General features: G+C 43.8%; 26 protein-coding genes. 13 read left to right on the forward strand and 13 right to left on the reverse strand.

What is annotated here, in order from left to right:
* Nucleotides 1-11: 11 nt before the first annotated feature.
* Complete coding sequence (gene rlmE / locus WDV74_RS14985; RefSeq protein WP_074019936.1) at nt 12-641, reverse strand: 23S rRNA (uridine(2552)-2'-O)-methyltransferase RlmE; 630 nt, start codon at nt 639-641, stop codon at nt 12-14.
* 133 nt (nt 642-774) lie between these two features.
* Here rlmE and yhbY point away from each other — a divergent pair, with 133 nt between their 5' ends.
* Entirely contained in the window at nt 775-1068 is a 294-nt protein-coding gene (gene yhbY / locus WDV74_RS14990) for a ribosome assembly RNA-binding protein YhbY (RefSeq protein ID WP_047766250.1), read from the forward strand.
* Nucleotides 1069-1262: 194 nt separating this feature from the next.
* On the opposite strand, the gene greA is transcribed toward yhbY, so the two are convergent.
* Nucleotides 1263-1739 (reverse strand): transcription elongation factor GreA, encoded by a 477-nt coding sequence (greA, locus tag WDV74_RS14995; RefSeq protein ID WP_338883607.1) that lies wholly within the window; start codon nt 1737-1739, stop codon nt 1263-1265.
* A gap of 294 nt (nt 1740-2033) precedes the next feature.
* On the opposite strand from greA, the gene dacB reads away from it, so the two are divergent.
* Nucleotides 2034-3494, forward strand: a complete 1461-nt coding sequence (gene dacB, locus WDV74_RS15000; protein WP_338883608.1) for a serine-type D-Ala-D-Ala carboxypeptidase — start codon at nt 2034-2036, stop codon at nt 3492-3494.
* Between the two features lie 88 nt (nt 3495-3582).
* Here dacB and cgtA read toward each other — a convergent pair whose 3' ends face one another.
* From cgtA to rplU, 3 genes are all read right to left on the reverse strand, one after another.
* Nucleotides 3583-4752 (reverse strand): Obg family GTPase CgtA, encoded by a 1170-nt coding sequence (gene cgtA / locus WDV74_RS15005; protein WP_189758670.1) that lies wholly within the window; start codon nt 4750-4752, stop codon nt 3583-3585.
* A gap of 131 nt (nt 4753-4883) precedes the next feature.
* Nucleotides 4884-5141, reverse strand: a complete 258-nt coding sequence (rpmA, locus tag WDV74_RS15010; protein ID WP_038237679.1) for a 50S ribosomal protein L27 — start codon at nt 5139-5141, stop codon at nt 4884-4886.
* Between the two features lie 20 nt (nt 5142-5161).
* Nucleotides 5162-5470, reverse strand: a complete 309-nt coding sequence (gene rplU / locus WDV74_RS15015) for a 50S ribosomal protein L21 (RefSeq protein WP_045968299.1) — start codon at nt 5468-5470, stop codon at nt 5162-5164.
* Between the two features lie 251 nt (nt 5471-5721).
* Here rplU and ispB point away from each other — a divergent pair, with 251 nt between their 5' ends.
* Entirely contained in the window at nt 5722-6693 is a 972-nt protein-coding gene (ispB, locus tag WDV74_RS15020; protein ID WP_338883609.1) for an octaprenyl diphosphate synthase, read from the forward strand.
* A 24-nt stretch (nt 6694-6717) separates the two neighbouring features.
* Here the strand turns inward: ispB and WDV74_RS15025 are convergent, their stop codons facing one another.
* Both WDV74_RS15025 and WDV74_RS15030 read right to left on the reverse strand, forming a co-directional pair.
* The gene (locus tag WDV74_RS15025; protein WP_338883610.1) at nt 6718-7098 is read right to left on the reverse strand and encodes a DNA-binding protein; all 381 of its coding nucleotides are present in this window, start codon (nt 7096-7098) and stop codon (nt 6718-6720) included.
* A gap of 63 nt (nt 7099-7161) precedes the next feature.
* The gene (locus WDV74_RS15030) at nt 7162-7521 is read right to left on the reverse strand and encodes a DNA-binding protein (protein WP_338883611.1); all 360 of its coding nucleotides are present in this window, start codon (nt 7519-7521) and stop codon (nt 7162-7164) included.
* A 187-nt stretch (nt 7522-7708) separates the two neighbouring features.
* Between WDV74_RS15030 and WDV74_RS15035 the strand changes: the two genes are divergently transcribed.
* A complete protein-coding gene (locus tag WDV74_RS15035; RefSeq protein WP_099132640.1) occupies nt 7709-7975 on the forward strand; it encodes a helix-turn-helix transcriptional regulator in 267 nt (88 codons plus the stop codon).
* Nucleotides 7976-8085: 110 nt separating this feature from the next.
* Here WDV74_RS15035 and mdh read toward each other — a convergent pair whose 3' ends face one another.
* Complete coding sequence (gene mdh, locus WDV74_RS15040; RefSeq protein ID WP_338883612.1) at nt 8086-9024, reverse strand: malate dehydrogenase; 939 nt, start codon at nt 9022-9024, stop codon at nt 8086-8088.
* Between the two features lie 406 nt (nt 9025-9430).
* Between mdh and argR the strand changes: the two genes are divergently transcribed.
* From argR to WDV74_RS15055, 3 genes are all read left to right on the forward strand, one after another.
* Nucleotides 9431-9901: a transcriptional regulator ArgR gene (argR, locus tag WDV74_RS15045; protein WP_338883613.1), complete on the forward strand. Its 471-nt coding sequence runs from the start codon at nt 9431-9433 to the stop codon at nt 9899-9901.
* A 253-nt stretch (nt 9902-10154) separates the two neighbouring features.
* Nucleotides 10155-10415, forward strand: coding sequence for a type II toxin-antitoxin system RelE/ParE family toxin (locus tag WDV74_RS15050; RefSeq protein WP_338883614.1), 261 nt, complete (start codon nt 10155-10157; stop codon nt 10413-10415).
* Nucleotides 10416-10485: 70 nt separating this feature from the next.
* A complete protein-coding gene (locus WDV74_RS15055) occupies nt 10486-10860 on the forward strand; it encodes a helix-turn-helix transcriptional regulator (protein ID WP_338803947.1) in 375 nt (124 codons plus the stop codon).
* Nucleotides 10861-10899: 39 nt separating this feature from the next.
* Here WDV74_RS15055 and mpl read toward each other — a convergent pair whose 3' ends face one another.
* The gene (gene mpl / locus WDV74_RS15060) at nt 10900-12270 is read right to left on the reverse strand and encodes a UDP-N-acetylmuramate:L-alanyl-gamma-D-glutamyl-meso-diaminopimelate ligase (RefSeq protein WP_338883616.1); all 1371 of its coding nucleotides are present in this window, start codon (nt 12268-12270) and stop codon (nt 10900-10902) included.
* Nucleotides 12271-12453: 183 nt separating this feature from the next.
* Between mpl and fbp the strand changes: the two genes are divergently transcribed.
* From fbp to ppa, 3 genes are all read left to right on the forward strand, one after another.
* Nucleotides 12454-13458, forward strand: a complete 1005-nt coding sequence (gene fbp / locus WDV74_RS15065) for a class 1 fructose-bisphosphatase (RefSeq protein ID WP_338883617.1) — start codon at nt 12454-12456, stop codon at nt 13456-13458.
* 513 nt (nt 13459-13971) lie between these two features.
* Nucleotides 13972-17040: an inverse autotransporter beta domain-containing protein gene (locus WDV74_RS15070; protein WP_338883618.1), complete on the forward strand. Its 3069-nt coding sequence runs from the start codon at nt 13972-13974 to the stop codon at nt 17038-17040.
* 166 nt (nt 17041-17206) lie between these two features.
* Nucleotides 17207-17737 (forward strand): inorganic diphosphatase, encoded by a 531-nt coding sequence (gene ppa, locus WDV74_RS15075; protein WP_074021048.1) that lies wholly within the window; start codon nt 17207-17209, stop codon nt 17735-17737.
* 90 nt (nt 17738-17827) lie between these two features.
* Here ppa and WDV74_RS15080 read toward each other — a convergent pair whose 3' ends face one another.
* From WDV74_RS15080 to WDV74_RS15090, 3 genes are read right to left on the reverse strand one after another with little or no spacing between them, the layout of a single operon-like run.
* A complete protein-coding gene (locus WDV74_RS15080) occupies nt 17828-18175 on the reverse strand; it encodes a gamma-glutamylcyclotransferase (RefSeq protein WP_074021050.1) in 348 nt (115 codons plus the stop codon).
* A gap of 2 nt (nt 18176-18177) precedes the next feature.
* Entirely contained in the window at nt 18178-21963 is a 3786-nt protein-coding gene (locus WDV74_RS15085) for a translocation/assembly module TamB domain-containing protein (RefSeq protein WP_338883623.1), read from the reverse strand.
* Complete coding sequence (locus WDV74_RS15090) at nt 21960-23702, reverse strand: autotransporter assembly complex family protein (protein ID WP_338883625.1); 1743 nt, start codon at nt 23700-23702, stop codon at nt 21960-21962. Before WDV74_RS15090 ends, WDV74_RS15085 begins: the two co-directional genes overlap by 4 nt.
* Nucleotides 23703-23839: 137 nt before the next feature.
* On the opposite strand from WDV74_RS15090, the gene msrA reads away from it, so the two are divergent.
* From msrA to WDV74_RS15105, 3 genes are all read left to right on the forward strand, one after another.
* Entirely contained in the window at nt 23840-24487 is a 648-nt protein-coding gene (gene msrA / locus WDV74_RS15095) for a peptide-methionine (S)-S-oxide reductase MsrA (protein WP_074021055.1), read from the forward strand.
* Nucleotides 24488-24711: 224 nt separating this feature from the next.
* On the forward strand, nt 24712-24894 hold the full coding sequence (locus WDV74_RS15100; protein ID WP_273559257.1) for a type II toxin-antitoxin system HicA family toxin: 183 nt from the start codon (nt 24712-24714) through the stop codon (nt 24892-24894).
* A 71-nt stretch (nt 24895-24965) separates the two neighbouring features.
* Entirely contained in the window at nt 24966-25406 is a 441-nt protein-coding gene (locus tag WDV74_RS15105) for a type II toxin-antitoxin system HicB family antitoxin (protein WP_273559258.1), read from the forward strand.
* Nucleotides 25407-25445: 39 nt separating this feature from the next.
* Here WDV74_RS15105 and WDV74_RS15110 read toward each other — a convergent pair whose 3' ends face one another.
* On the reverse strand, nt 25446-26654 hold the full coding sequence (locus tag WDV74_RS15110; protein WP_338883626.1) for a transposase: 1209 nt from the start codon (nt 26652-26654) through the stop codon (nt 25446-25448).
* Between the last annotated feature and the right edge of the window lie 14 nt (nt 26655-26668).

Raw genomic sequence — 26668 nt, forward strand, 5'->3', positions numbered from 1 at the left:
TAGTCAGGGTACTACACTTTCCGCCCTGTCGCTACAATGTATACTTCACGTGATCGTGCCCGCGAAGATTCTGGTTTACGAACTTTTACCTTCGCAAAAAGGGAGCGTATTTCCCTCAGGTATTCATCAAAGCCCTCTCCCTGAAATACTTTGACAATAAAACTACCCCCAGGGGCCAGCACATCACGACACATATCCAACGCTAACTCAACCAGATACATGGATCGGGGAATATCGACCGCGGGGGTTCCACTCATATTAGGAGCCATATCCGACATGACGACCTGGACTTTATTATCACCAACTCTCTCAAGTAATGTTTTCAATACAAGTTCATCACGAAAATCTCCTTGCAGGAAATCGACTCCAACTATCGGATCCATCGGCAAAAGATCGCAAGCAATGACTCGCCCACTATTACCAATTTGACTCACTACGTACTGAGACCAACCACCTGGAGCAGCGCCTAAATCAACAACGGTCATGCCCGGTTTAAAGATTTTGTCGCTTTGCTGTATCTCATCAAGTTTAAACCAAGCGCGAGAGCGAAGCCCCTTTTTCTGTGCCTGGAGAACATATTTATCACTAAAATGTTCCTGTAACCAGCGACTTGAGCTTGCTGAGCGTTTTTTATTGGCCATTGTTTTTTCCAACTCTACTAATAGGCGCCTTATTTTTTGCGCTCTCTTATCAAACCACACCATACTTTTATGGTGATAGATATGAGATGGCGGTAGAATATATCGTTTTCAATCCCAACTAAGCAAAAAAACGATGACTCTTAACAAGAAACAAATCCAATACCTGAAAAGTCTCGCTCATTCATTAAAGCCTGTCGTTATGATCGGCAACAATGGGCTGACCGAAGGCGTATTGGCTGAAATTGAACAAACTCTTTCGCATCACGAGCTTATCAAAGTCAAAGTCGCAGGCGAAGACCGCGAAATAAAAACTTTGATCGCTGAAGCGATTGTTCGTGAAACTGGTGCACATAACGTGCAGATCATTGGCAAAATGTTAGTTCTCTACCGTCCATCAGAAGAACGCAAGATTAGTCTACCTAAATAATCACGGCATATTTATACAAAAGTGCCATATTAATTTATACCCAATGAATTTCAAGTTGCGGCTTGCAAATCAATGTAATTGTTTATATCTCCTCGCGTAGCGGGGAGATATAAAATGCATCTTGAAAGACGATGGGTATATTTACCTTGATAAAAAAGGCCAAAATCTGGCCTTTTTTATTTGCTCATGGTGTATTAGATATAATCTACGTTCAAAACTTCGAATTCCACTTGGCCGCCAGGAGTAGAAATTACAGCAACATCATCCACTTCTTTACCAATCAAACCACGGGCAATCGGCGAATTCACTGAAAGAAGATTTTCTTTAATATTGGCTTCATCATCACCGACGATACGGTAGGTCTGCTCTTCATCGGAATCCAAGTTCAATACCGTTACCGTTGCTCCAAAAATCACTCGGCCATTGTTAGTCATCTTTCTAACATCAATCACCTGTGCATTGGAAAGTTTAGCCTCAATTTCCTGAATACGGCCTTCACAGAAACCTTGCTGCTCACGAGCAGCATGATATTCCGCATTTTCTTTCAAATCACCGTGCTCACGAGCCTCAGCAATTGCGGCAATAATTTGAGGCCGACGTACATTTTTCAAATGTTCTAATTCTTCGCGCAATTTATCCGCGCCACGTACCGTCATCGGAATTTGTTTCATTTATTCAACCTCTAAATTAATCCTAAGCCCAAACAACATCTTCCTGATTTTTTGTAATAACAGCGCATTTTTTAATAACAGCACAATGAGCACACCTTATCAGGCAGGCTTATAGATACTTAAAAAAAGAAGTGTAATTCAGCACAATCTGAAGTCCACAGGCATACTTACCTGTCGATCTATCATTCTAACGTAGAGTTGATGATGGATCATCGTTTACTTTTCCTTTCAATTGTACCTTAGTATGATTAATACAAATATTTCTGGAATACATCACCTTCATATGCGGGATCTATGGCTCTTTTAAAAATGACCAGCAGAATAGCTTGTATGCTCAGTTTGAGCCTAAGCATTTTCAGCGCAAACGCCTCTTCTGATATCTCTCCTATTGAGAAAAGCGCCCAATATTTGCCTACAGGGACTAATTTTTCATTTATTGCCCAAACCGTTGGCGCAAAAAATCCCTTAATTGATTATCACGGGCAACAAATGGCTTTACCTGCCAGTACACAAAAAATTGTGACAGCATTGGCAGCATTACTACAGCTTGGTAAGGATTACCGTTTTATCACAACACTGGAAAGTGATGCTAATGTTTCAGATGGCGTATTAGAAGGTAATCTAACGGCTCGCTTTGTTGGTGATCCCATGCTAACACGTTCACAACTGCGCAACATGGTGGAGTCCTTAAAACAATCTGGCATAAAACAGATTGATGGAGACCTCGTTATAGATATTTCGATTTTCTCCAGCCATGATAAAGCCCCAGGCTGGATATGGAACGATATGACCCAATGTTTCAGCGCCCCTCCATCAGCAGCCATCGTGGATAAAAACTGCTTTTCTGTTTCACTCTACAGCTCAGAACAACCTGGCGAACTGGCATCTGTCCGTGTCCCCTCTTTTTATCCCGTTAATGTACTGAGTGAAGTCAAAACTTTGGCTAAGGGTTCTCCAGAAGCGAAGTATTGTGAATTTGATGTTACATCGGGTGATTTGAATCGATATACCCTTACAGGTTGCCTGACACAACGTGACGAACCATTGCCATTGGCATTTGCTATCCAGAATGGGTCCAGCTATGCCGGTAAGATACTCAAGAATGAACTGAAAATTGCCGGTATTGAGTTAAAAGGCCATATCCGGCTCCAGTCAACGCCTAAGCAACCAGAAAAGATCCTCGCTGTAAATCAATCTGCACCACTACATAAGATGCTCGAAATCATGTTGAAAAAATCAGATAACATGATTGCGGATACCCTCTTTCGTACCCTCGGCCACCGCTATTTCAACATTCCAGGGACATGGCGAGCAGGTTCCGACGCAGTCCGCCAGATCCTGAAACAGAAAGCGGGTATTGACTTAGGCAATACTATCATGGTGGATGGTTCTGGCCTTTCACGCCACAATTTAATCGCTGCCACAACCATGATGGAAATATTGCAATTTATTGCTCAACACAATGATGAATTGGACTTCATCTCCATGTTGCCCAAAGCGGGATATGATGGCACGTTGGCCTACCGTCCTGGCCTGCATGAATCAGGGCTTGATGGTAAAGTCTTTGCCAAAACGGGATCATTACAAGGAGTTTATAATCTTGCAGGGTTTATGACTGCCGCCAGTGGACAACAAATTGCTTTTGTCCAGTTTGTCTCTGCATACTCTGTTCCTCCAGAAGATCAACGAACCCGCCGTGTTCCATTATCGCGTTTTGAACACAATTTATATAAATCGTTATATCAAAGTCACTGAGTTGGCTCAGTTTTGGTAAGAAGAACTTGATCAAAAAAAGGGCGCTGTATTTGGCGCCCTTTTTTTATATTCAAATGGTTACGGAAGATTAGCGTTTATAAATAAACTCAACGCCTTCGTCATCTTCTTCGTCCCAGTCATCATCCCAATCTTCGTCGTCAGATGCTTGCTGTAACTGCTCTTTATGGTAGTCATCCCACATAAATTCAACTTTTTCAGGTTGGGACTCTTCCGACGCTTCCATACTGCGAGGCTGCGCCTTCATGAACTCCATAATGTCCCAGCAAAGCTCTTTCACTCCCTGACGATTCACGGCTGAAATCATGTAATAATCGCCTTCCCAACCCAGCTCATCAGCGATAGCTTTTGCCCGCTGCTTGGCTTCTTCTGGATCAGCAAGATCGACTTTGTTAAAAACCAACCAGCGTGGTTTTCCTGCCAGTTTTTCACTGTAATTATGCAGCTCTTTGATGATGATACGGGCGTTTTCAACCGGATCGGATTCATCGATCGGGAAGAGATCAATCAAATGTAGCAATACGCGGCAACGTTCCAAATGCTTCAAGAAACGAATACCCAATCCAGCGCCTTCTGATGCACCTTCAATCAGCCCAGGGATATCGGCGACGACAAAACTTTGCTCGTTATCCATACGCACAACGCCAAGGCTTGGCACCAAGGTTGTAAATGGATAATCAGCGACTTTCGGTTTTGCGGCCGATACAGCACGAATAAAGGTAGATTTGCCTGCATTTGGCATCCCCAGCATTCCCACATCAGCCAACAGCATCAGTTCCAACATCAGCTCACGACTTTCTCCGGGCGTTCCCATCGTTCTTTGACGTGGGGCACGATTTACCGAAGATTTAAAACGGGTATTGCCAAGGCCGTGGAAACCCCCTTTGGCTACCATAAAACGCTGTTCATGGCGCAGCATATCCCCAAGCACTTCGCCCGTAGCAACATCACGTACACGAGTGCCGACCGGAACCTTAATCGTAATGTCCTGACCACGTTTACCCGTACAATCGCGGCTTTGTCCATTCTGGCCACGTTCAGCGCGGAAGGATTTTTCAAAACGGTAATCAATCAGCGTATTAAGGTTTTCGTCTGCCAGCAGGTAGACATCACCGCCATCACCACCGTCGCCGCCGTCCGGTCCACCTTTTGGAATATATTTCTCACGACGGAAGCTGACGCAACCATTGCCACCATCTCCCGCTACAACCAGAATCCTGGCTTCATCTACAAATTTCATCATTTTTCTCCGTAGGATAGCCACTGTAAAGCTGGATGGCAGCTAGTACCCAGAGATGGCGTAATCCAAAATAATAAAAAGCCCCGCAACACACATTGCAGGGCTTCTGATTCGATCAAGATGCAAAAAACTTATTCAGCTTCGATGCTGATAAATTTACGGTTTTTTGAACCTTTAACTTCGAACTTAACTTTCCCGTCAGCTAATGCGAACAGGGTGTGGTCACGGCCACAACCTACGTTGTTGCCTGCGTGGAATTTAGTACCACGTTGACGAACGATGATGCTACCTGCCAAAACAGACTCACCACCAAAGCGTTTTACACCCAGACGTTTACTTTCAGAATCGCGACCGTTACGAGTCGAGCCGCCAGCCTTTTTGTGTGCCATTAATCTGCTCTCCTAAAATCTTAAGCGATGCCAGTGATTTTAACATCGGTGAACCACTGACGGTGGCCCTGCTGCTTACGGCTGTGTTTACGACGACGAAACTTAACAATTTTAACTTTCTCGCCACGACCGTGAGCTACAACTTCAGCTTTAACTTTAACGCCTTCAACTACTGGAGCGCCGATTTTGATGTCTTCGCCGTTAGCGACCATCAGCACCTGGTCAAACTCAACAGTTTCACCTGTTGCGATGTCCAGCTTTTCCAAGCGAATTGTTTGGCCTTCGCTTACTCGGTGTTGTTTACCACCACTTTGGAAAACTGCGTACATATAAACTCCGCTTTCCGCGCACCCCCTAAAAATGCTTTCCAGAGCGCGCTATAAAATATTCACAATAGGGCGCGAATTCTACGCAAAAACCACTTGGAAGACAAGTGCAGAATTAGAACAGATGAGAAAAAAACAGAGTTTTTCAATTGTCATTTATTTGAACGGTTTTTCAAGTACAATCAATATATCTTGATATCTATTGATATGCTAATTAATGAGCACAGCTCTGAATCAGAGTCCAAAGCCAAAACATGAATTTAGAATCGATAATTAAACTCACCGCTGATGATATGGCAGCGGTTAATGAAACCATTCTTAACCAATTAAATTCTGATGTTGCGCTGATCAACCAACTTGGATATTACATCATCAGCGGCGGTGGCAAACGCATTCGGCCAATGATTGCCGTACTGGCAGGTAAGGCCCTTCATTGCCAAGACGAAAAATACATCAAAGTTGCTGCTTTGATTGAATTCATCCACACGGCAACACTACTACATGATGATGTCGTTGATGAATCTGACATGCGCCGTGGTAAGGCAACAGCCAATTCCATTTATGGCAATGCAGCCAGTGTCTTGGTGGGCGATTTTATCTATACGCGTTCATTTCAAATGATGACCGATCTCGACTCCATGCGCGTATTAAAATTGATGTCTGATGCTACCAATGTCATCGCTGAAGGCGAAGTCATGCAGTTGATGAACTGCAATGATCCTAATATTTCAGAAGATGACTATATGAGGGTCATTTACAGTAAAACCGCCCGCCTGTTTGAAGTCGCTGCGCATTCAGCCGCCATTCTCGCCAATGCCACTCCTGAACAAGAAATAGCACTACGTGATTATGGCCGTTATCTTGGCACCGCATTTCAATTAATTGATGATCTGCTGGATTATGATTCAGATAACAGTACGCTTGGTAAGAATACCGGAGATGACTTAAACGAAGGCAAACCCACATTGCCTCTTTTGCACGCCATGAATCACGGAACACCGGAACAATCCGCGTTGATCCGAAGTGCTATTGAACAAGGTAATGGCCGCCATTTGCTGGATACTGTTCTGGCAACGATGAAACAGTGTGGTTCACTTAAATACACCCGCCAGAGGGCAGAAGAAGAAGCTGATAAGGCCATTTCAGCATTGCAGTCACTGGAAGATTCTCCATACAAGGCGGCTCTTGAGGGATTGGCTCATGTCGCTGTACAGCGACTTTCCTAAAACTGAATCAGTGCCCCAGATCATTCAATCTAGGGCGCTGTCTTTATTATCAAAATCATGAATGCCGACATATTGGACAAGGCTGGCTAGCCCTTTTCTCAAAATAAATTTAACCATTCGTTCTCTTTCGGATTTACTCAACTGGTAATAAGCCTCTACCCAGATCATAAATGGGTCTTGTCGCTTATTGCGGTAATATTCGACCGAACTTTCACTGACTGTCAGTACATTCACGACTTCTTCGGGCAAGCTGTTGACATTATATTCAAGCGCTTTACCTTGTACGCCACGCTTACGGCGTTGTTCCCAGCCCTCGCGTCTTGCCATCAGATTGACTCCTTGGGGAGATGATGGCAGCCCTGCGAGGCCGATGAGTTCTTTTGCAGAATACCACTCTTTTTTCATCTCTTTCTCCTCGCTTGATACTGGAGCAGTGACGATAAAACCAAATTTTAAGCACTTGGCCTTTCAAAAGCTGTCTCGAGTAGCTATGATTTTTTCCAAAAAGCTTCTTATGCCGTCTCGTAATATCACTTCGGTAATGGCCTCCTTCTCTTCCTCGGTGAGTAAATTAAATGCACTTACCCAAATGGATAAAGGATCTTGTTTCTGAACCTGATATTCCGCTGGTGTTTCATGAAGCTCTAAAGCTTCTAACGTTGATTTAGGAAAACAAGAGTAATGGTATTCAATCGCTCTTCCCTGGATACCTGGCCGCTTTTGCCTTAACCACTCTTCACGTTTTGCCCTGGCATTAACTCCTTGTGGTGATCTAGGTAACTCACCTACACCGGTCAGCTCCATTGCCGTATACCACTCTTTTTTCATAATGTTTCTCTATTTTTGTAACCAAGTTCAAAAAAGAAGTTATTAAGAAAAAATTAGAAACATTTTTAGAAAAAATAATGTTATTTTACTTTCTTAATAACAGGTTCATGTTCGTTATTAATTTCACATTAACGCTTTAGTTATACCACTAATGTGGCTTCAAATTTAATAGAAAAGGATTAAAAAAATGATTTCTATGAAATCGGATTGGCATCCTGCTGATATTATTGCCGCTTTACGTAAACGAGGAACGACATTAGCTGCCGTTTCTCGTGCGGCAGGACTGAGTTCATCAACTTTGGCGAATACACTTTCTCGCCCGTGGCCCAAGGGAGAATGGATAATAGCGAATTACTTAGAACTACATCCGTCTGAAATATGGCCAAGCCGCTATTTCGATCCCCATACAGGAGAACTATTGGAAAGAAAAGTTAGAGAGAAAAAGAATAATTAACTATCAATATAACTATTGAAAGAAAAACCGCTAGTTATTTCTAACTAGCGGTTTTAGTTATCTAATATATTTAACTTAATTCGTATATTAATAAATCATTAATAAATGAATTAGCCATTAATAAACTTTTCGCCTAATTCGATATCTTTCTTCAAAACATCCAGCATGTTATCCAATGCTTTCTGTTCGAAGTCACTCAACTTGCCAATATCTAAACGTTCTTCGATACCATTTTTACCTAAGCGAACAGGCTGTGCGAAGAAACGGGCATATTTGCCATCACCTTCAACATAGCTGCACTCAACAACATGGCTTTCACCTTGCAAGCCACGGATCAGTGACAGTCCCAAACGAGCCGCTGCTTGTCCCATAGAGAGTGTTGCAGAACCGCCACCCGCTTTCGCTTCAACAACCTCAGTACCCGCATTCTGGATACGCTTGGTCAATGCTTCAACTTCTTCATCAGTGAAGCTAACACCTGGGATTTGCGACAACAGAGGCAGAATAGTCACACCAGAGTGCCCACCAATAACAGGAACTTCTATTTCTTCTACTTTCTTGCCCTTGAGTTCAGCCACAAAGGTGTTGGAGCGAATGATATCCAGGGTTGTGACACCAAACAGGCGGTTCTTATCGTACACCCCTTCTTTTTTCAGTACCTCAGCGGCGATTGCTACCGTGGTATTAACTGGGTTGGTAATAATTCCAATTAATGCTTTTGGACAAGTTTTAGCAACCTGCTGAACCAGATTACGAATGATACCCGCATTGATATTGAATAAATCGGAACGATCCATACCAGGTTTACGCGCCACACCTGCAGAAATTAATACGACATCTGCACCTACCAGTGCAGGAGTTGCATCTTCACCAGCAAAACCAGCGACTTTGACTTCCGTTGGGATATGGCTCAGATCGGTTGCCACGCCTGGAGTCACCGGAGCAATGTCATACAAGGAAAGTTCTGAACCTGAAGGAAGCTGGGTCTTGAGTAGAAGGGCAAGTGCCTGACCAATACCACCGGCTGCACCGAGAACTGCAACTTTCATCCTGATACTCCTTAAATTAAGTACTGTAAATACGATCTATTTATATACACTATGTATTAAAAACACCATGCATTAAAAACAATCTGTTAACAGTCAGATTATCCACTTAATAGCCTGACGATGGAACACCAAAGTCGTTTTATTCTAAACAAAATGCTTATCTGTTAATGAGATAATGGACACTTTTTCAAGAATTATTTCAGCTGTATTCCTCATCAATTAACGGATTACCTTACTCTTCCCTTTCAGACCAAACAATCCCCAAATACCACCATTTAATTAACAATACATTTACTCTGTTTAATTCCCTATGCTCTGTATGTTGGTTTCTTCTTCCTCTTTCTTGAATAAAAATGCACTCTTTCGCATAATATCCTCCTGATAACGGATTCAACGATGGTGAAATATGCGTATTCCTTCGAAACATGAAGATTTGGTAAAAGCTTTCAAGGCATTATTGAAAGAAGAAAAATTCAGCTCTCAAGGCGAAATTGTTTCGGCACTTCAAGAGCAGGGGTTTGAAAATATCAACCAATCTAAAGTTTCCAGAATGCTGACGAAATTTGGTGCTGTCCGAACCCGTAATGCAAAAATGGAAATGGTTTACTGCTTACCCGCAGAATTGGGTGTTCCTACTGCCACCAGCCCATTAAAAAATCTGGTATTAGATGTCGATTATAATCACAGCATTGTCGTCATACGAACCAGCCCTGGCGCAGCACAACTCATTGCCCGACTATTAGATTCATTGGGAAAAGCAGAAGGGATACTTGGCAGCATTGCAGGGGATGACACTATTTTTTCCACCCCAGCGCAAGACTTTACGACAAAACAACTTTACGAAGCCATTCTCAACCTGTTTGAACAGGAACTTTAATCTTGTGGGTCGGTCTGCCATGCCAATTAAGATATACAATTAGCAGACCGAATCTTAACACCTTTCCTCGCCTTAAAGGGCAAATACGACATGCCCCACCGCTAAAATGTTACGGTAAGAATGACATTTTAAGATTAGCCACAAAAATCTTATATCAAGACTTATATTCATAGTAACACATTGACAATATAAGCCTTAACTCTTATATTTTAAATATCCTGAAAATGGCGATGTGCTTTAAATAGGGGAAATAATGGTCAAAGTGATTTGGTCTAAAGCAGCAACCAAGCAGCTAATCAGGATCGACACGAAATACCAGAAGGTGATAAAAAACAAAATTAGTTTACTTACTGGTTACCCATTCGTCGATTTGGATATTAAAAAATTAACGGGAACAGAAGCTAAATACAGATTAAGAGTAGGTGACTACCGAATTTTGTTTGAGCTTTCTGACCAAGAACCGAAGATTTTAGAAGTGCAGGAAATTAAGCGAAGACAAACAAATACATATTGACCAGCATAGCGGGTATACCACCAGCTTTTTCCACTATTCACGTAAGGGTCAATACAATATCGGAGATAATATGGCTGGTATTCAGTTTATTACAGATGAGAACGGCAACAAGCAGGCTGTAGTGCTTCCTATTGAAGAATATGAACGTTTACTTGCAGCGGTGGATCGTGATGAAGATTATGTCAGCATCCCTTACACCAAAGACGTTAATGACGATGAAACCATTCCACATGAAATCATTAGCATCATGGTTGATGAAGAAATCACACTTCATGCAGCATGGCGTATATATCGAGGTTTATCACAGACAGACGTGGCTGAAAAGCTGGGAATAAAGCAAGCGGCAGTCTCTCAATTTGAAAAATCAGAACGACCACGCCAGGCAACGTTGGAAAAATTGGCGACGCTCTATGAATGTAGACCTACACAATTAACTTTAGATTAAAATCAACGGGCCGCTTAATGCGGCCTTTTCATATGGATGCTACGCTACACTTACTTTTTGCGCTAATGCAGCCAGTAGTTTTTCGTGAATACCACCAAATCCACCATTACTCATCAGCAGAATATGGTCACCGGACTGTGCCGTTTCTACTATCATCCTAACTAAAGTATCAATATCCGCACTCCAACGGGCAGGCTGGACGCACTGTTCAGCAATTTCAACAACCTGCCACGGAATATTGGTGGGTTGATAGAGGAAAACTTCATCGGCGCGTCCCAAAGAAGGAGCAATGTCATTTTTGCTCATGCCCATTTTCATGGTATTCGAACGCGGTTCCAGCACGGCAAGAATGCGAGCCACGCCACCCACTTTACTTCTCAATGCTTCCAGTGTGGCTAAGATAGCCGTTGGATGATGGGCAAAATCATCATACACTGAGATACCATTAACTTCGCCGCGCAATTCAAGGCGACGACGGGCATTAATAAATTTGCCAAGTGCCTGACAGGCATCCGCAGGTTGAACGCCTACATGATGGGCTGCCGCAATTGCGATCAAACCATTATGCATATTGTGTTCACCGACTAATGACCACTTCACCTCCCCAACCTGCTCACCCTGACGGAATACCTGATAGTGGCTGCTATCCTGGCTGGCTTTTTTCGCTTGCCAGTGACCACTTTCTCCGATCTGTTCCAATTCACTCCAACATCCCATTGAGAGCACTTGCTTCAAATTAATATCATTATCAGGAACAATGATCTTACCGGTACTCGGCACAACCCTGACGAGATGGTGGAACTGTTTTTGAATCGCGCCCAAATTTTCGAAAATGTCGGCATGATCAAACTCAAGATTGTTCATGACCAATGTACGGGGGCTGTAATGGACAAATTTCGAACGCTTATCAAAGAAAGCACTGTCGTATTCATCCGCTTCAATCACAAAAAATGGGCTTTCACCAATGTGTGCTGAAACGTCAAAATTCCCTGGCACGCCACCGATCAGAAACCCGGGTTTATAGCCACACTCTTCCAATATCCAGGCTACCATACCTGCTGTCGTTGTTTTGCCGTGGGTTCCCGCGACTGCCAATACCCAACGCTCCGGCAATATATGATCATGCAGCCATTGCGGGCCAGAAGTATAAGGAATGCCACGATCTAGCACGGCTTCTACGCAGGGATTGCCACGTGTCATGGCATTACCAATGATCACCCTATCTGGAGCAGGATCAAGCTGTGCCGGATCGTACCCCTGGATCAGCCCAATGCCCTGTTTTTCCAGCAAAGTGCTCATTGGGGGATAGACATTGGCATCAGAGCCAGTCACTTCATGCCCCTGTGCACGAGCGAGGATCGCTAGCCCACCCATGAAAGTACCGCAAATGCCAAGAATATGAATACGCATTTATTTCTACCTGATTCATGAACTGTTTCACTATTCTACCCCTCAAATCAAAGATTAAAAACGCAATAGCCTATGAATCATCGGATTCTTTAGCTAAACTGCCCGCGCCTAAGTGCGGCACATAAGTGCGACACATCAGTGAAGCACATTTCCTAAAACCATAACCAATTCAAGGCTTTTGTCATGAAAACATTGGGCGAATTCATCGTCGAAAAGCAGCAAGATTTTCCGCATGCTACAGGTGAACTGACTGCACTACTGTCTGCCATCAAGTTGGGTGCCAAAATTATCCATAGGGATATCAATAAAGCTGGTCTGGTGGATATTTTAGGCACAAGTGGCGTATCTAATGTTCAGGGTGAAGTCCAGATGAAACTGGATTTATATGCCAATGAAAAACTCAAGGCAGCACTGAAAGCACGCGGCGAAGTTGCAGGCATTGCTTCCGAAGAAGAAGACGACATCGTTATTTTTGATGGCGACCGAGCAGAAAATGCGAAGTATGTTGTTTTGATGGATCCTCTGGATGGTTCTTCGAATATTGATGTAAACGTTTCCGTCGGAACTATTTTCTCAATTTACCATCGAATTACCCCGGTAGGCCAGCCTGTCACCGAAGAGGATTTCTTACAACCCGGCAATCGTCAGGTTGCAGCGGGTTATGTGGTTTATGGTTCATCTACAATGCTGGTTTATACAACAGGCTGTGGTGTCCATACTTTTACTTATGATCCTTCCCTTGGTGTATTCTGTCTGACTCATGAGAAAGTCCAATTCCCAGAAAAGGGCAATATGTACTCTATCAATGAAGGGAACTACATCAAGTTCCCAATGGGCGTGAAAAAATACATCAAATATTGTCAGGAACAAGACGAAGCAACCCAGCGCCCTTACACAACCCGTTATATTGGTTCCCTGGTTGCAGATTTTCACCGCAATCTATTAAAAGGTGGGATCTATATCTACCCAAGTACGGCAAGCCATCCAACGGGCAAACTCCGCTTACTTTATGAGTGCAACCCAATTGCACTCCTGGCTGAACAAGCCGGTGGTAAAGCCAGCGATGGTGCAAACCGTATTCTGGATATCGTGCCAAATAAGCTGCACCAACGAGTACCTTTTTTTGTCGGCACCAAATCTATGGTAGAAAAAGCCGAAAGTTTTATGGCGGAGTTTCCTGAGCAATAAGCAGCATTATTAATGCTCTAATTTAAAGAGGTGGGTTTCCACCTCTTATTCCATTTATTTTTCAAACCACAGGCTTATTAAGCCTGCAACCATTTAATTATATATTCCCACTGATACACCATAGTCATTCCTGAAAAAACACCTCTCTTGCATAAAAAACTTTTAAAAAATGAAATCTAATTTCAGCGGAAATAAACTGATAACTTTTTGCTATCAATCGATAATCATTTTTCATTACGCATAACAATAAAAGTTTTCCTAATGTATGTAGGTATGGGAAATATTATCTTTTTTATATTAATGAGATAGCTATACCCAATAAAACTGAAATTTGGAACATCAAAGATGTAACGCTAAAGCGCTGGCGACAGCCCATATTTTATGAGGAATTCATATATGGACTCGTATATAAATCATAAAGTTTTTCGGCTTTCTATTCTCATGTATTCGCTTTTTTTACCCTTTACTCCTACGAGTGCGCTTTCAGCGGGTGAAAAGATTCAAGAGAATAGAATGTCCTTACAGGGATCAGAAAATGAAAAGAACACCAATCAGGCGCAAGATAAGCAAGCTGCTCTCGATAAAGAAGCAGGAGTCATCGCACAAAATATCCATAGGGTGAGTAATATCTTATCCTCTTCCCCATCCCAATTAACCGAACAGGCAAAATCCTATGCTTTGGGGAAAATCAATGGTGCGATATCCACGGAAACGCAAAAATGGTTATCCAGATTTGGTACAGCCAATATCAATCTTTCCGTCGATAAAAAAGGAAAACTGGATAGCAGCTCCCTGGATCTACTGTTACCCCTCTATGACAATAAAGCGGATTGGCTATTTTTCTCTCAGTTAGGTTATCGCAGACACGATAGCCGCAATACCCTAAACCTCGGTCTTGGTGGACGTTATTTCACACCCGATTGGATGTATGGTTTAAATACCTTCCTTGACAATGATTTCACAGGACAACATCAACGGTTGGGTGTTGGCGGAGAAATCTGGACTGATTATATTAAATTGTCTGCCAACACATACTGGCGCTTGAGCAAATGGCGCCAATCCCCCAAAGAACTGGAATATGAAGAACGGCCAGCCAACGGCTACGATATCAATGGTGAATTTTTCTTACCAGCTTATCCAAACATTGGGGGTAAGTTGAGTTATGAACAGTACTTCGGCGATAACGTTGCCCTGTTCAATCGGAAAACCAAGCAAAAAAACCCTAACCTTGCCCGACTTGGCCTAAATTATACCCCGATTCCACTGATGACAATGGGTGTGGATTATAAACTCGGAAGCAGTGGACACAGTGAGGCTCTCTTCCAGGCCAATCTGAATTATCGTTTTGGTATACCTTTTGCGGATCAAATTTCACCGAATAGCGTTGCTGCTATGCGCACACTGATGGGAAGCCGTTATGATATCGTGCAAAGAAACAACCATATCGTGCTGGACTACAAGAAAAAACCCGTGTTCAACCTCGCTTTGCCAAATACATTAAGCGGATATAGTGCCCAACATGTTCAAATCACCCCTAATATTACCGCTGAGCACAAACTGAAGAAGCTATCATGGCAGGCTAATGAAGAGTTCCGTAAAAACGGGGGAGCTATCACACCTCATGGCAGATCTGTTGAACTGGACTTGCCGAAATATTCTGCCAAGGGGATAAACAGCTATACCCTGTCTGCTATTTCTGAAGTCACGGGCAACAATAAGCCCATGACATCTTACATGAATGTGGTTGTTGAACCTTTTGCCATTAAAGACCAAAGCATCAAGCCAAATGGCACAGGCCCTATAATTTCCAATGGCAAACCGGCTTATGACCTGGCAGCCACAATCACCTATGGCAATAAAAACAACCCGCCAATTAAAAACAAGGCAATATCGAACGTAAAATGGAGCATCGATCCACCAGATAAACATGCAACATTAACCTGGGACTCAGCAGGCATGACTAATGATGCAGGCCAGTTAACTGCCATGTTGAGCAGTACTCAACCGATTGATCCGAAAACAAAGATTTATCTGTCAATGGATGAGCAACCTAAATTGGAGATAAAAGGTGATAAGCCATTTTATTTCACTAATCTTAGTGATGCTATTCAGGCCAAAGATTTTGTATTCGACCAAAAAGGGCCTTATGAGGCAACAGAACGCAAACCAATCATTGTGACTGCGACTGTATTCGATCTCAATGGTTATCCTATCAATAAAAAAATGGATATGAACTTACAATGGAGCATCGAACCCGCTGATCTACCGGGATTATCGGTTAAGCCCGCGCCTGGCTATGAGAACTCCTCTGATCAGGAGGGTAAAATCAAGGCGATTGTAACCAGTACCCAGGTAGTGAAAGGTGCTAAAGTTGAGGTATTGATTAATGACAAACATCAAAGCTTCTCTGAGCCACTCGATTTTGTCACACCAGAAAGCCTGAAGTTTGCATTCGGTGCAATATCGCAATCACCTGTGGGACCAATAACCGCTGGCGGAAAAGAACGCTATACCTATAAGGTGCCAGTCATCGACGCAGAAAGCAGACTCCCTCTTAAAAATCAGTCTCTTGTTAAACTTAAAGCGGAAATAATGAATGCTGCTTCTAATGTCATTCCACCTGTAGAAGAAATTAAACTTGAGATTCCTACAAATCCAACCACCGATAACGAGGGTTATGTGACTCTCTCTATGTCAAGTCTTGTCGGTATGGATGGACTTTATTTCAAACTAATGCCAGATGCAGCCAGTGAAAATGATGCAAATAGCATACAATCTGTACCGGTAAGCTTCGATCCTATCCCAATACCAGTGGGAATTCTGATGGGTGCGAAAGGTTCAAATGTTACGAAATATATTGCTGAGCAGGGAAGACCCTATAACGTACATGGAGATCTGGTTATTCAACTGGCGCAGGATGGAACACAGTTGTATGATGACACGGCAACTAACCGCTCAGATGGTACGCAGACTTCGAACAGCCCATCAAGTATCAAATCTTCCAACCCTAACTTAGTGAAAGTAGATACACTAAACGGGGAAATAACATTCCCCATAAATAGTTTCTCCATTGAGCAATGGCCGGTAACAGTGACACTCACCAAAACATTTATGGATACGGGAGTAAAATCTAGTTATTACTATACCTTCAACCCACGGAGATACCTACTTATCCCTGAATATCCTGATATGAATGGTTCGAATTCGAAAACTGTTCCCTTGAATGGCTCTCCAGACTGTCAAGATTTGGATTGGACTGGCAAAGATAATATCAATCTCTATGGCCAGAACGCTGTCACACCGAACCTGACTGATATAGGCGCAACTCCGCAAACGACGACTCTAACTTCAATTAGTTATGAATATGACAAAGCGCAGTTCCCTTACTTTGGATTGGAATATCTGCGGAATCACACGGCGGGGACTAATATATTGAAAATATATACTCCATCAGAGGGAGGACTTTATTATGGATATAACTACGATACAAGGGAAGCTAAAAAGACAAGTCAATCTGCTTCTTCGTCAATGCTCCTTTGTGTAATACGCGTTGATGGTTATGGACAAGTTTCACCATATTAAACTACGTTTAATATAAATCAGCACAGACTCAATTAAACTTGAGTCTGTGCTTTTTTATTATTCTTTTAAGCCACCGCCAACCACCGAAAAATCCGAGGAATTTTGGCCTGTTTTGGCTATAATACCCCGCACTCCATTTTGGTTTAACATTGAAGGAAACCGTTTTATGAGCCTGAATAATGTACCGGCTGGCAAAGAGCTGCCTGAAGATATTTATGTCATCATTGAGATCCCAGCAAATGCCGATCCCATCAAATATGAAGTAGACAAAGAGTCTGGTGCCCTGTTTGTAGACCGTTTCATGTCAACCGCGATGTTCTACCCATGTAACTACGGCTACATCAACAATACCCTGTCTCTCGATGGTGACCCAGTTGACGTATTGGTGCCAACACCCTACCCATTGCAGCCAGGTTCTGTGATCCGCTGCCGTCCAGTTGGTGTCCTGAAAATGACTGACGAATCCGGTGAAGATGCAAAACTGGTCGCCGTTCCTCATACTAAACTGAGCAAAGAATACGATCACATCAAAGATGTGAACGATCTGCCAGAACTGCTGCGTGCCCAAATCACTCACTTCTTCGAGCACTACAAAGATCTGGAAAAAGGCAAGTGGGTTAAAGTTGAAGGCTGGGATAATGCTGAAGCCGCTAAAGCTGAGATCCTGTCTTCTTTCGAACGCGCTGCTAAAAAGTAATCCTGACAAGTAATTGCGGATTTTAATCCCAAAAAACCTCTGCCCCGACCAGGGACAGAGGTCTTTGCTTGTCTTCCGGCTATCTAATTTTTACTCTTCTTCATGGCGTTTCAGCCAGTCACCACAGGTTATCCGGTGCAACCCCTCAACAGGTAATTTGTAGAGGTAGATCCAGGCTTTGCCATACGGTGTTTCAATCAGTTCCCTTTCGTACTCCTGAGCATTTTTTTTCAACTCATCCAATTCTGTCAGGATGGATGGCGTAATACGATAAACTTCACATTCAATGGTTCCTTCGCCACGGACAACCGCCGGATAGTGCCCCAGATCATAAATTTCATAACCTGCTAATCTGTGCTCTCCCAACAATTGAGCATCCGTCATCCAGTGATGATTGCCTTGTTTTCGCCTCAGGCTGCCATAAACAATAACTCGCATCTTTAAAACTCAAACTCATAGAGCAGATCTAAAGCCTGATCAATACCAGATACCGCCTCCAGATACAATCTTGGCATCACACGATAACGTAACGTCAACGTCGCCAGAGAGTCAAAAATACCCACACCATACTTCACTTGTAAGTTGTTGGTAATTCTGCCACTGACAACTACCTGAGATTTATCACCCACACCCTGAGTATCTAAAGCCAAATCAGAGACGCCAAAAGTTTCCCCAATCTTACCGACTAATTGGCCACTCTGGGCAATCCCCAACCCAATCAGCATAGCCGCCATTTGCGAGTTGTCAGAATCCCCTTTTTCCAATCCTTCACCACGTAACAAGTAAGACAAAGCTTCCTGTTGTGATTTTACCGGATCAGAAAAAACTTCTACTTTCGGTTTATCTGCCAATCCGGTGACACGCACTCCTGCGATGACCTTGTCCGCTGTCGATTCTGGATTACGGATAGCTTCAATGTTCAACAATGGCTGATCTGGCGGGCCAGAGAACATAATGGTTCCCTTACGCACTTGCAAATCTTGCCCATAAGCATGGAAATTCCCTTCCGGGATATCAATCTGGCCATTCAGCCCCAATCCCTGCTTATCCTGAAGGACTTTCAAATTTCCTTTAAGCTGTGCCTTCAAACCGAATGCACTCAGATGCACGTCATTACCAATATGAACATTTAAGTTGCTTTGAATCAAAATAGGTGATTTTTTCTTCTCTATAGGCTGGAGATTGTTATTTAGCATCACTTCATCAGCAGAAACACCTACCGCTGATTCCGGTAACTCCTGAACCGTAATACGTGCCCACGGGATATCCACATTACCGTCGAGTTTCAACAGGTTTGGTTTTGCTTCCAGCACCAAATTTGGGCTGACATCCACCTTTACCATCGGCGGAACAGTGACACGTAACTTATCACCATCGGCTGTCACTCTGGCGTACCATGCATCTAAGTTGCGCCAGTTAGCATAACCATTCAGGTTGAGTTGCCCCTTAGGGGTTCTAACCATGCCATGCAAATTAGAACTAGTACCGGCAAAATGCACGGCTAACTGACCTTGGGTAATATCGAACGGAAGCCAATGGCTACTCATTTGCAGGGCATCAACGTTAAGTTGACCAAATAGCAGTGGATCTTTGGCATTGCCACCAATACGTAAGTTCGCATTTACTCCTCCCTCTGCTTTTTCGCCTTTATCCAAAATGGGTTTAACCAACCCTAAGGAAAGTGCTTGAATATCGACATTACCCGCTAATTTTCGGCTACCTTCTAAATCAGCGACCTGCACATCGCCTTTTAACTGCCCATTACCAGCCAATTTAAATAGCCATGCCAAATTAGCCTTCCCATCTGCCAGTCCTGCATGCAAGGTCAGCGTTTCAAAATTAATCGGTAATGTATTACCCTCCACAACCTGACGAACTTGTACCCCATCCCCTTGAAGGGCCACTTTTGCCTGAGGCAACCCCTGCCCTGCTGTCCATCTTATCTCCGCATTACCATTGAATAGACCCTTAAGTTGGGTACTTTTATCAAGGAATGGCTGGATCATAGCCAGATCAAAGCGTTCAAGTGCCACTTGTGCATGACCGCTGGTTCCTGCCTCAATAGGTTTTGAGATACAAAGATGAGCATTGGGATTAAGCCAGCAATGGGTTCCCACTATGGCCTTTTGCTGCAAATTGAAATAATCAATGGCTATCGCCTTGCTTAAACGCCACTCACCGACAGGCGTATTAAAATCAGTATCGTTGATACTGCCTTGCCAGTGCTCCTTTTGACGATCAAAGCTGCCCTTAAGTGCCAAGTGGCCTGATACCGGTGTTCCTTCTATTTTCAGTTGTAAATCATGCTTCCTTTCTGTGCCTTTTGCGTTGAGCGTCAGGTTCCTGATGGTTAAATCCGCCTGCTGCAATTGCCGCACAACAACCGATAACTGGCCCTGGATCTGCTCAGCCGAACGTACATCACCTTTGATCGCGGCGCTATCCACTCTTAGCACATCCTGCCAACGTAACCCACGTGCATTCAAATCTGCCACGATTTGCGGGGCTTGCATATTGCCTCGCAATTTGACTTCACCCGTAATAAAGCCAGCCAAACCCGGCAGTAAGCCAGTTAATTGCGGTGCATTAATTTCACCATCAAGTTTCCACGCCTGATCCGTAAGCCGTCCTTGTACATTCAACGTATTATGCCCAACGGTAAGATCGAGTTGAGGAATATCCCACTGTCCCGCGGCGTTACCCGATGCTTTGCCACGCGCTTTGATAACATTCTGCTTCACATGACCATCAAGGGTAATTTCAGGTATCTGAAGCTGCCAGCTTCCTCCATACAGGCTGCCACGTACGGCTATTTGACCATCTACCCTGGCAGGCCATTCCGGCCACTGTTTGGCCGTATTGATGCCATCCAAAATGAGTCTGGCATTCCAACTAATGGCTTTGCTCCAATCAACCACGCCGGCAATATCAGCTTTCCCCTGCAAGGCCACCAAACGCAGGCGCGTTAACCTCAGCAATTCTTCATTACCTTTTGCATCCAGCATCAACGATGCTGGCGGAAGATCATTGCCCTTAATATCTGAGCGGAGGGAAAGAGCGTAGTGACTGGCTTGACCATTTAAGCGCAACTTGACGCCATCAAGCTGATATTCTGGTTTGCCTTTAAGTGGCCATTGCAGTTGATGGCTTTTCAATGTCAGACGAACAGGTAAGCCTGCTTTTGCCAATTCAGTCTGAGCATCCAAACTGGCAGCGACAGGGCCAGCAAGCTCCAATGAGAGATTAAGCTGCTGTAACAACGCACCTTTTAACGTTAAATCAATCTGTTGCCCTTTTAAGTCATCCAGATTGATATGATTTAAGTCATTGACCTTACCCTTAACCACCAGGTTAACTGGCCATTTTTCAGCTAGCTTTGCTGTCCCCCGTATCGCCAGTGAACCTTCCGGTGCCTGTACGCTTAACGTTTTTATTTCGACTGCCTGCCCATGATTGCTGGCCTGTAGCTGCAAATCGTTAATCTTGATATCGGTATCACCCGTCAAATGAAGCTGGCTGCCGTGGATACCCTCCAGCGTGATATCAAGAGGAATAGGAACAGCAGGTAACTCCGCTAACAGAGGTTGGGCAAATAACGCCTTCAACGTTTCACCCAGAGGTTTTTCCACTTCGGCCTGCTGCTCAATTTTTTGCGCTGTACCGGTTTTTTCAGATGTGCTTTTTGGCAATGCCACCAGCAATCTATTAATTTCCGTAGGTTTTAATATCAGTCGTTTTTCCTGCCACTGGGCAGCCGTTTTAAACTCATCCAATGCAATAGCGATACCATCTACCTGCACATGAATATTTTTCAAAGAAAGCAAGTCTAATGAGATAGGATACGGTGTTTGCAATTCAGTCAATGGTTCTGAGTCAGTAACAGGAGCCGATGGCGGAAGTTCAGCGGTATTCACCGCAACAGTGACCCCTTCAGTTGTCAATGCATTAACGCACACCTGACTGTGTTTCAGACAGGAGAGCCGGATAGAGAGATGCAAATTATCTGCATTAACGTTAACGCCTGGCATCTGATATTTCACGCCTTTTAACGTTAAATCGCGCCAACCTCCGCTGACACTCGCAATATCCAATCCAGGAACCCAACGTGCCGCACTGTTGATCACCAAATGCAAACCAGTTTGAGTGCCAACCAGTCCGATAACTGCCACTAATAACAAGCCAACAATCAGCAGGAAAGCAATACTAACCCTTTTTGCCCACTTCATAGTTCGGCTCCTAAACCAATATAAAATTCAACATTATGACTATCTGGATCTCCAATTGGCGTTGCCAAATCAAATTTTATCGGCCCAACCGGTGACGCCCAGCGCACGCCAATTCCTGCGCCAGTTTTAAAATTACTCTTTCTAATGTCATCCACCGCTTCACCGGAATCGACAAACAACGCACTCCACCAATTGCCATAAATATTGTATTGATATTCTAACGAACCAACCGCCAGCTTTGATGCCCCAACTAATTTTCCCGCACTATCTTTCGGTGAGATTTTTTGGTACTTATAGCCACGAATACTGCGATCCCCCCCTGCAAAGAAGCGGAGATCCGGTGGCACCTTGTCAAATTCGCTAGTCTCTATCCAACCCAAATCTGCCCGTACCACAAAACGGTGATTCTCCCGATACGTTCTTATCCAAACATGATGAGCCTGTAATACGAGAAAATCGACATTGGACTGCCAGGTTGTATCAGAAATATCAAGCGAGTAACGCTGGCTATCTCCCCAATAAGGCATTGTGCCGCCATGCTGGCGAATACGGCTTAGACTAAATCCCGGATAAAGCAGCATGGTGGTATTTGTTACGTTAGCCTGAGTAAAGTGGCTAAGACTCCAACGCAGATTCACACTGTACTGCCAACCCGTAAAACGATCCCAATTACGGGAAAGGTTCAAGGTTGCCGTATCTGAAATGGTATCGTTAATATCTTTACGTCTATAACCCGTTTGTAGCTGATAATATTCTTCCAGTGGGTTAACTTTAAGCGGCATTTTGTAGGATGCGTCAATGATTTGATCGCGTCTAGAAAGGTTAAGGCTGGTACTCAAACTGTGTCCACGGGAATTAAGCCACGGTTTTTTCCATTTTGTCTGAACACGAGGCCCTACATCCGTTCCATAACCTCCCCCCAATTCAACATAGTTGGCAGAACGAGGCACTAAGGATGCATTTAATGGTAATAATTTATCCTTACTCTCACGCCCTATTTTAAAATCGGGTACAACAACCGCAGAATTGAACCATCCGGTATCCACCAAACGACGGTTAAATTCGGCTAATTGTTCAGAGGAATAGTATTCGCCTGGTTTAAAAGGAATAAGGTTATTCAGGTAAGTTTCACGAATTTGAGATCCGTAGAATGTCACAGGGCCAAAACGATAGCGTTGCCCGCTATCGAAATCAAAATCCCAAATAGATTCGTGCAGATCTTTTGCTACCCCCAACTCACTTTTTTTCATTACGGCATCAAAATAGCCTTTCTTAACCGCCAGATTCGTCAATGAATTTTTAAAATCTTCATATTCGCCGTGGTTGAGTATGGTCCCATCTTTTGGCCTATTTTTTTTAATCAGGATGGCATAGTCTTTATCTGTTTTAGCGCCACCTTCCAAATCAATATTCATTTTAGCCACTCGCACAGGTTCACCAAGCGTTACCTTTGCAGTTAAAACAGGACGGGCAGGAGGTGTGTTCTCTTGATAGGTAAATTCAACAGTGGGATCATAATATCCTAATGGACGAAGCCCTTGTCGTATCGCTTTCTCCACACGAGAACGAAAACGGCCATCAGGAGAAACTTCATCGGTACTGATATTGGAAAGTTGCACTCTGGCATTTTTTTCTAATTCTCCAGAAAGACCTTCTAGTTTCAATCGTAAATTTGCACTATAAGCTGATGGAGTGACGATAAAGACAAAAAGCGCACCTATGAGGGAATATCGTGACACTCGAACTCCTAATATTTATCTCTCGGTTGAATAAAATTCAACAATATAAAAATGCCGTAATGAATTAATTCTGGTAAAGTTTTAACAATATACAAGCAACATATAATCATAAGACTTTGAATATACAGGAGGGAATCTTGCCAAATTCAGCCAATGAAAAACAACCTGTTTCTGCACCAGATGCTATACCGGGTAGAGCCACTCCATTAACCGTATCACCCTACCATGTCATCACACAGCATGCGATAGAGAACATTCCTGAAAATATGGAAATTGCCTATGTAGGAATGGGATGTTTCTGGGGCGTGGAGCGCCTTTTCTGGCAACAGGAAGGCATTTACACTACCTCCGTGGGTTACAGCGGCGGCACTACGCCAAACCCAACTTATGAAGAAGTGTGTACTGGATTAACGGGTCATGCAGAAGTGGTCAAGATCGTATTTGATCCAACCAAAATTACCTATTCGCAAATACTTACCCTGTTCTGGGAAAATCACGATCCCGCCCAAGGTATGCGTCAACATGGTGATATTGGTACTCAATATCGTTCCGCTCTGTACACGATTTCACCACAACAATATAAACAGGCAATTGCCAGCCGAGACCAATATCAGCAAGCGCTGGCACAAAATAACGACCAACGCACTATCACGACGGAAATTCGCGAAGCGGGACCATTCTATTTTGCCGAGGATTATCACCAGCAATATCTCCACAAAAACCCTGAAGGGTATTGTGGCTTAGGTGGTACTGGGATCTGTTTCCCACCGACACTTAGAAAATAGCTGATTGAGTTAGCCCAATGGTATGACTATTGGGTTAACTGCCAAAGAACCCGTCGTAGATTCGAATTTACTACTCAGCCAAATTAGTTTTTATGACACTGACCGTAATTCTGGAAAAATCGGCATCCCATCCTTAAAATAAACATTTTTGTTTTTCTTTTTCACTTTATTGTTAATTTATTTAACGTATACGTTATAATTATAACGTTGGTTCAGGAGAACAAATGAAGTACAGTGAGTTTAAGCGATGGTTACTACAACAGGGAGCTGCATTCAAAAAAGCGTCTGGCGGTGGCAGTCACCAAAAAGTTAGTTTGAATGGCCGGCGTTCAGTTTTTCCTGATCACGGTTCCAAAGAAATGCCAGAGCCGCTCCGCAAGAAGATATTAAAGGATCTGGGACTATGAGCTTCAAAATAAAAAATTAATATCAATATATTTTGGTAATTTTAGCCGAAAAATCAAACAAAGGTAGTCAAATGTCCATATTCCATTACCCAGTTAAATTAGAGCATGATAAATCGACAGGAGCTTACGTCGTATCATGCCGTGACTTACCCCTGATGAACTCAGTGGGTGACTCTATTGATGAGGCTCTTTTGGAGGCTGTTGAAGGTGTGGTAACAGCTATAGCAATAGAAATTGAGGAACGCCGCCCTATTCCTCTGGGTAGTGCTCCACTTGATGGTGAATACGTTGTTAATGTACCTGTGCTGGTAGCAATGAAAGCCGCTTTGCATAATGCCATGATAGAAACTGGCACACGCAAAGCTGAATTAGCCAGAAAAATGGGACAAAAACCCGCACAAATCGATCGATTACTTGATGTTGAGCATTCATCAAAAATTGAAACCGTCGAATTGGCATTACACCAACTAAACCGCAATGTGGGAATTTCTGTAATGACCGCAACAGTTTGACATCCTCCCCGCCCTAAAGGACGGGGATTCCTACAGCGTTCAGACCGAAGCCTGACTCACCTCGGTGGGTTCCTGCTTCAACGGGCGGTCTGGCTGCACCATCCCTCCACAGGCAAGCACGGCATGTCCTGCCGCTAAAATATTACGTGCGGCGTTTACATCCGCGTTCGCGGTGTAGCCGCATACCTGACACACGAATTGACTTTGCGTCTGACGGTTTTCTTTCGCCGTATGACCACAGCAGGCACACCGCTGGCTGGTGTATGCCGGAGGTATCGCCAGTACCTGACCACCGCGCCAGAGCTGCTTGTACTCAAGCTGACGGCGCATTTCATGCCAGCCTTGATCCCGTATCGAGCGGTTCAAGCCTGATTTGCCTCTGACGTTTCTTCCGTGCTTCTCTGCCGTGCCTTTTGCCGATTTCGACATGTTACTGACCTTCAAGTCTTCAATGACGATCATCGCGTGGTTTTTGCTGATTTCACTGGTGACTTTGTGAAGGTAGTCGCGCCGGATATTGGCAATGTGCGAGTGCAAGCACTGGATTTTCCGTTTTTGTTTCTGCCAGTTTGCGCTGAATTTTACTTTGCGACTCAACTGCCGCTGGAGTGTTGCCAGCTTACGTTGGTTTGCTTTGAAGCTGCTTACTGGCTGATATACCGTGCCATCTGAAAGCGTGGCAAGTTTTGTTACTCCGGCATCCAGTCCGACCATTGATTCTGCATTGTGAGCAGGGTCAGTCACTTCGTATTCAGTCTGGATACTGACGTACCATTTGCCGCATGACTGGCTGACCGTGACGTTTTTCACTTCGCCAATGACTTCACGGCTGTTGCGATAGCGTATCCACCCTAACTTTGGCAACGAGATTCGACTGTTGGGCTGATCGAGCTTCACGCCCTGCGGGTAGCGGAATGAGTCATGTTGACCACGTTTTTTGAAGCGGGGGAATGCAGCCCGCTTCTGGAAGAAATTTTTGTAGCCGCGCTCCAGATCTTTCAGTGACTGCTGCAACGGTTGCGAGGGAGATTCTTTCAGCCATTGTGTTTCAGGTACGGATTTCCACTCAATCAGCCATGAAGCCATTTTGGTGTAGGGGAGATATTTATTCCCTGCTGCATGGTTCTCATTCTGGAGTGCCAGTGCACGGTTAAAAACGAAGCGACAAGCCCCTGCGAAGCGTCGCATATCGCGCTCCTGCTGACCATTTGGTCTTAACTGGAATTTGAAGGCTTGAAGTCGTTTCATGACTATCATTATAC

Origin of the sequence: Xenorhabdus sp. TH1 (genome assembly GCF_037260955.1) — a bacterium.
GTDB classification, from domain to species: domain Bacteria; phylum Pseudomonadota; class Gammaproteobacteria; order Enterobacterales; family Enterobacteriaceae; genus Xenorhabdus; species Xenorhabdus griffiniae.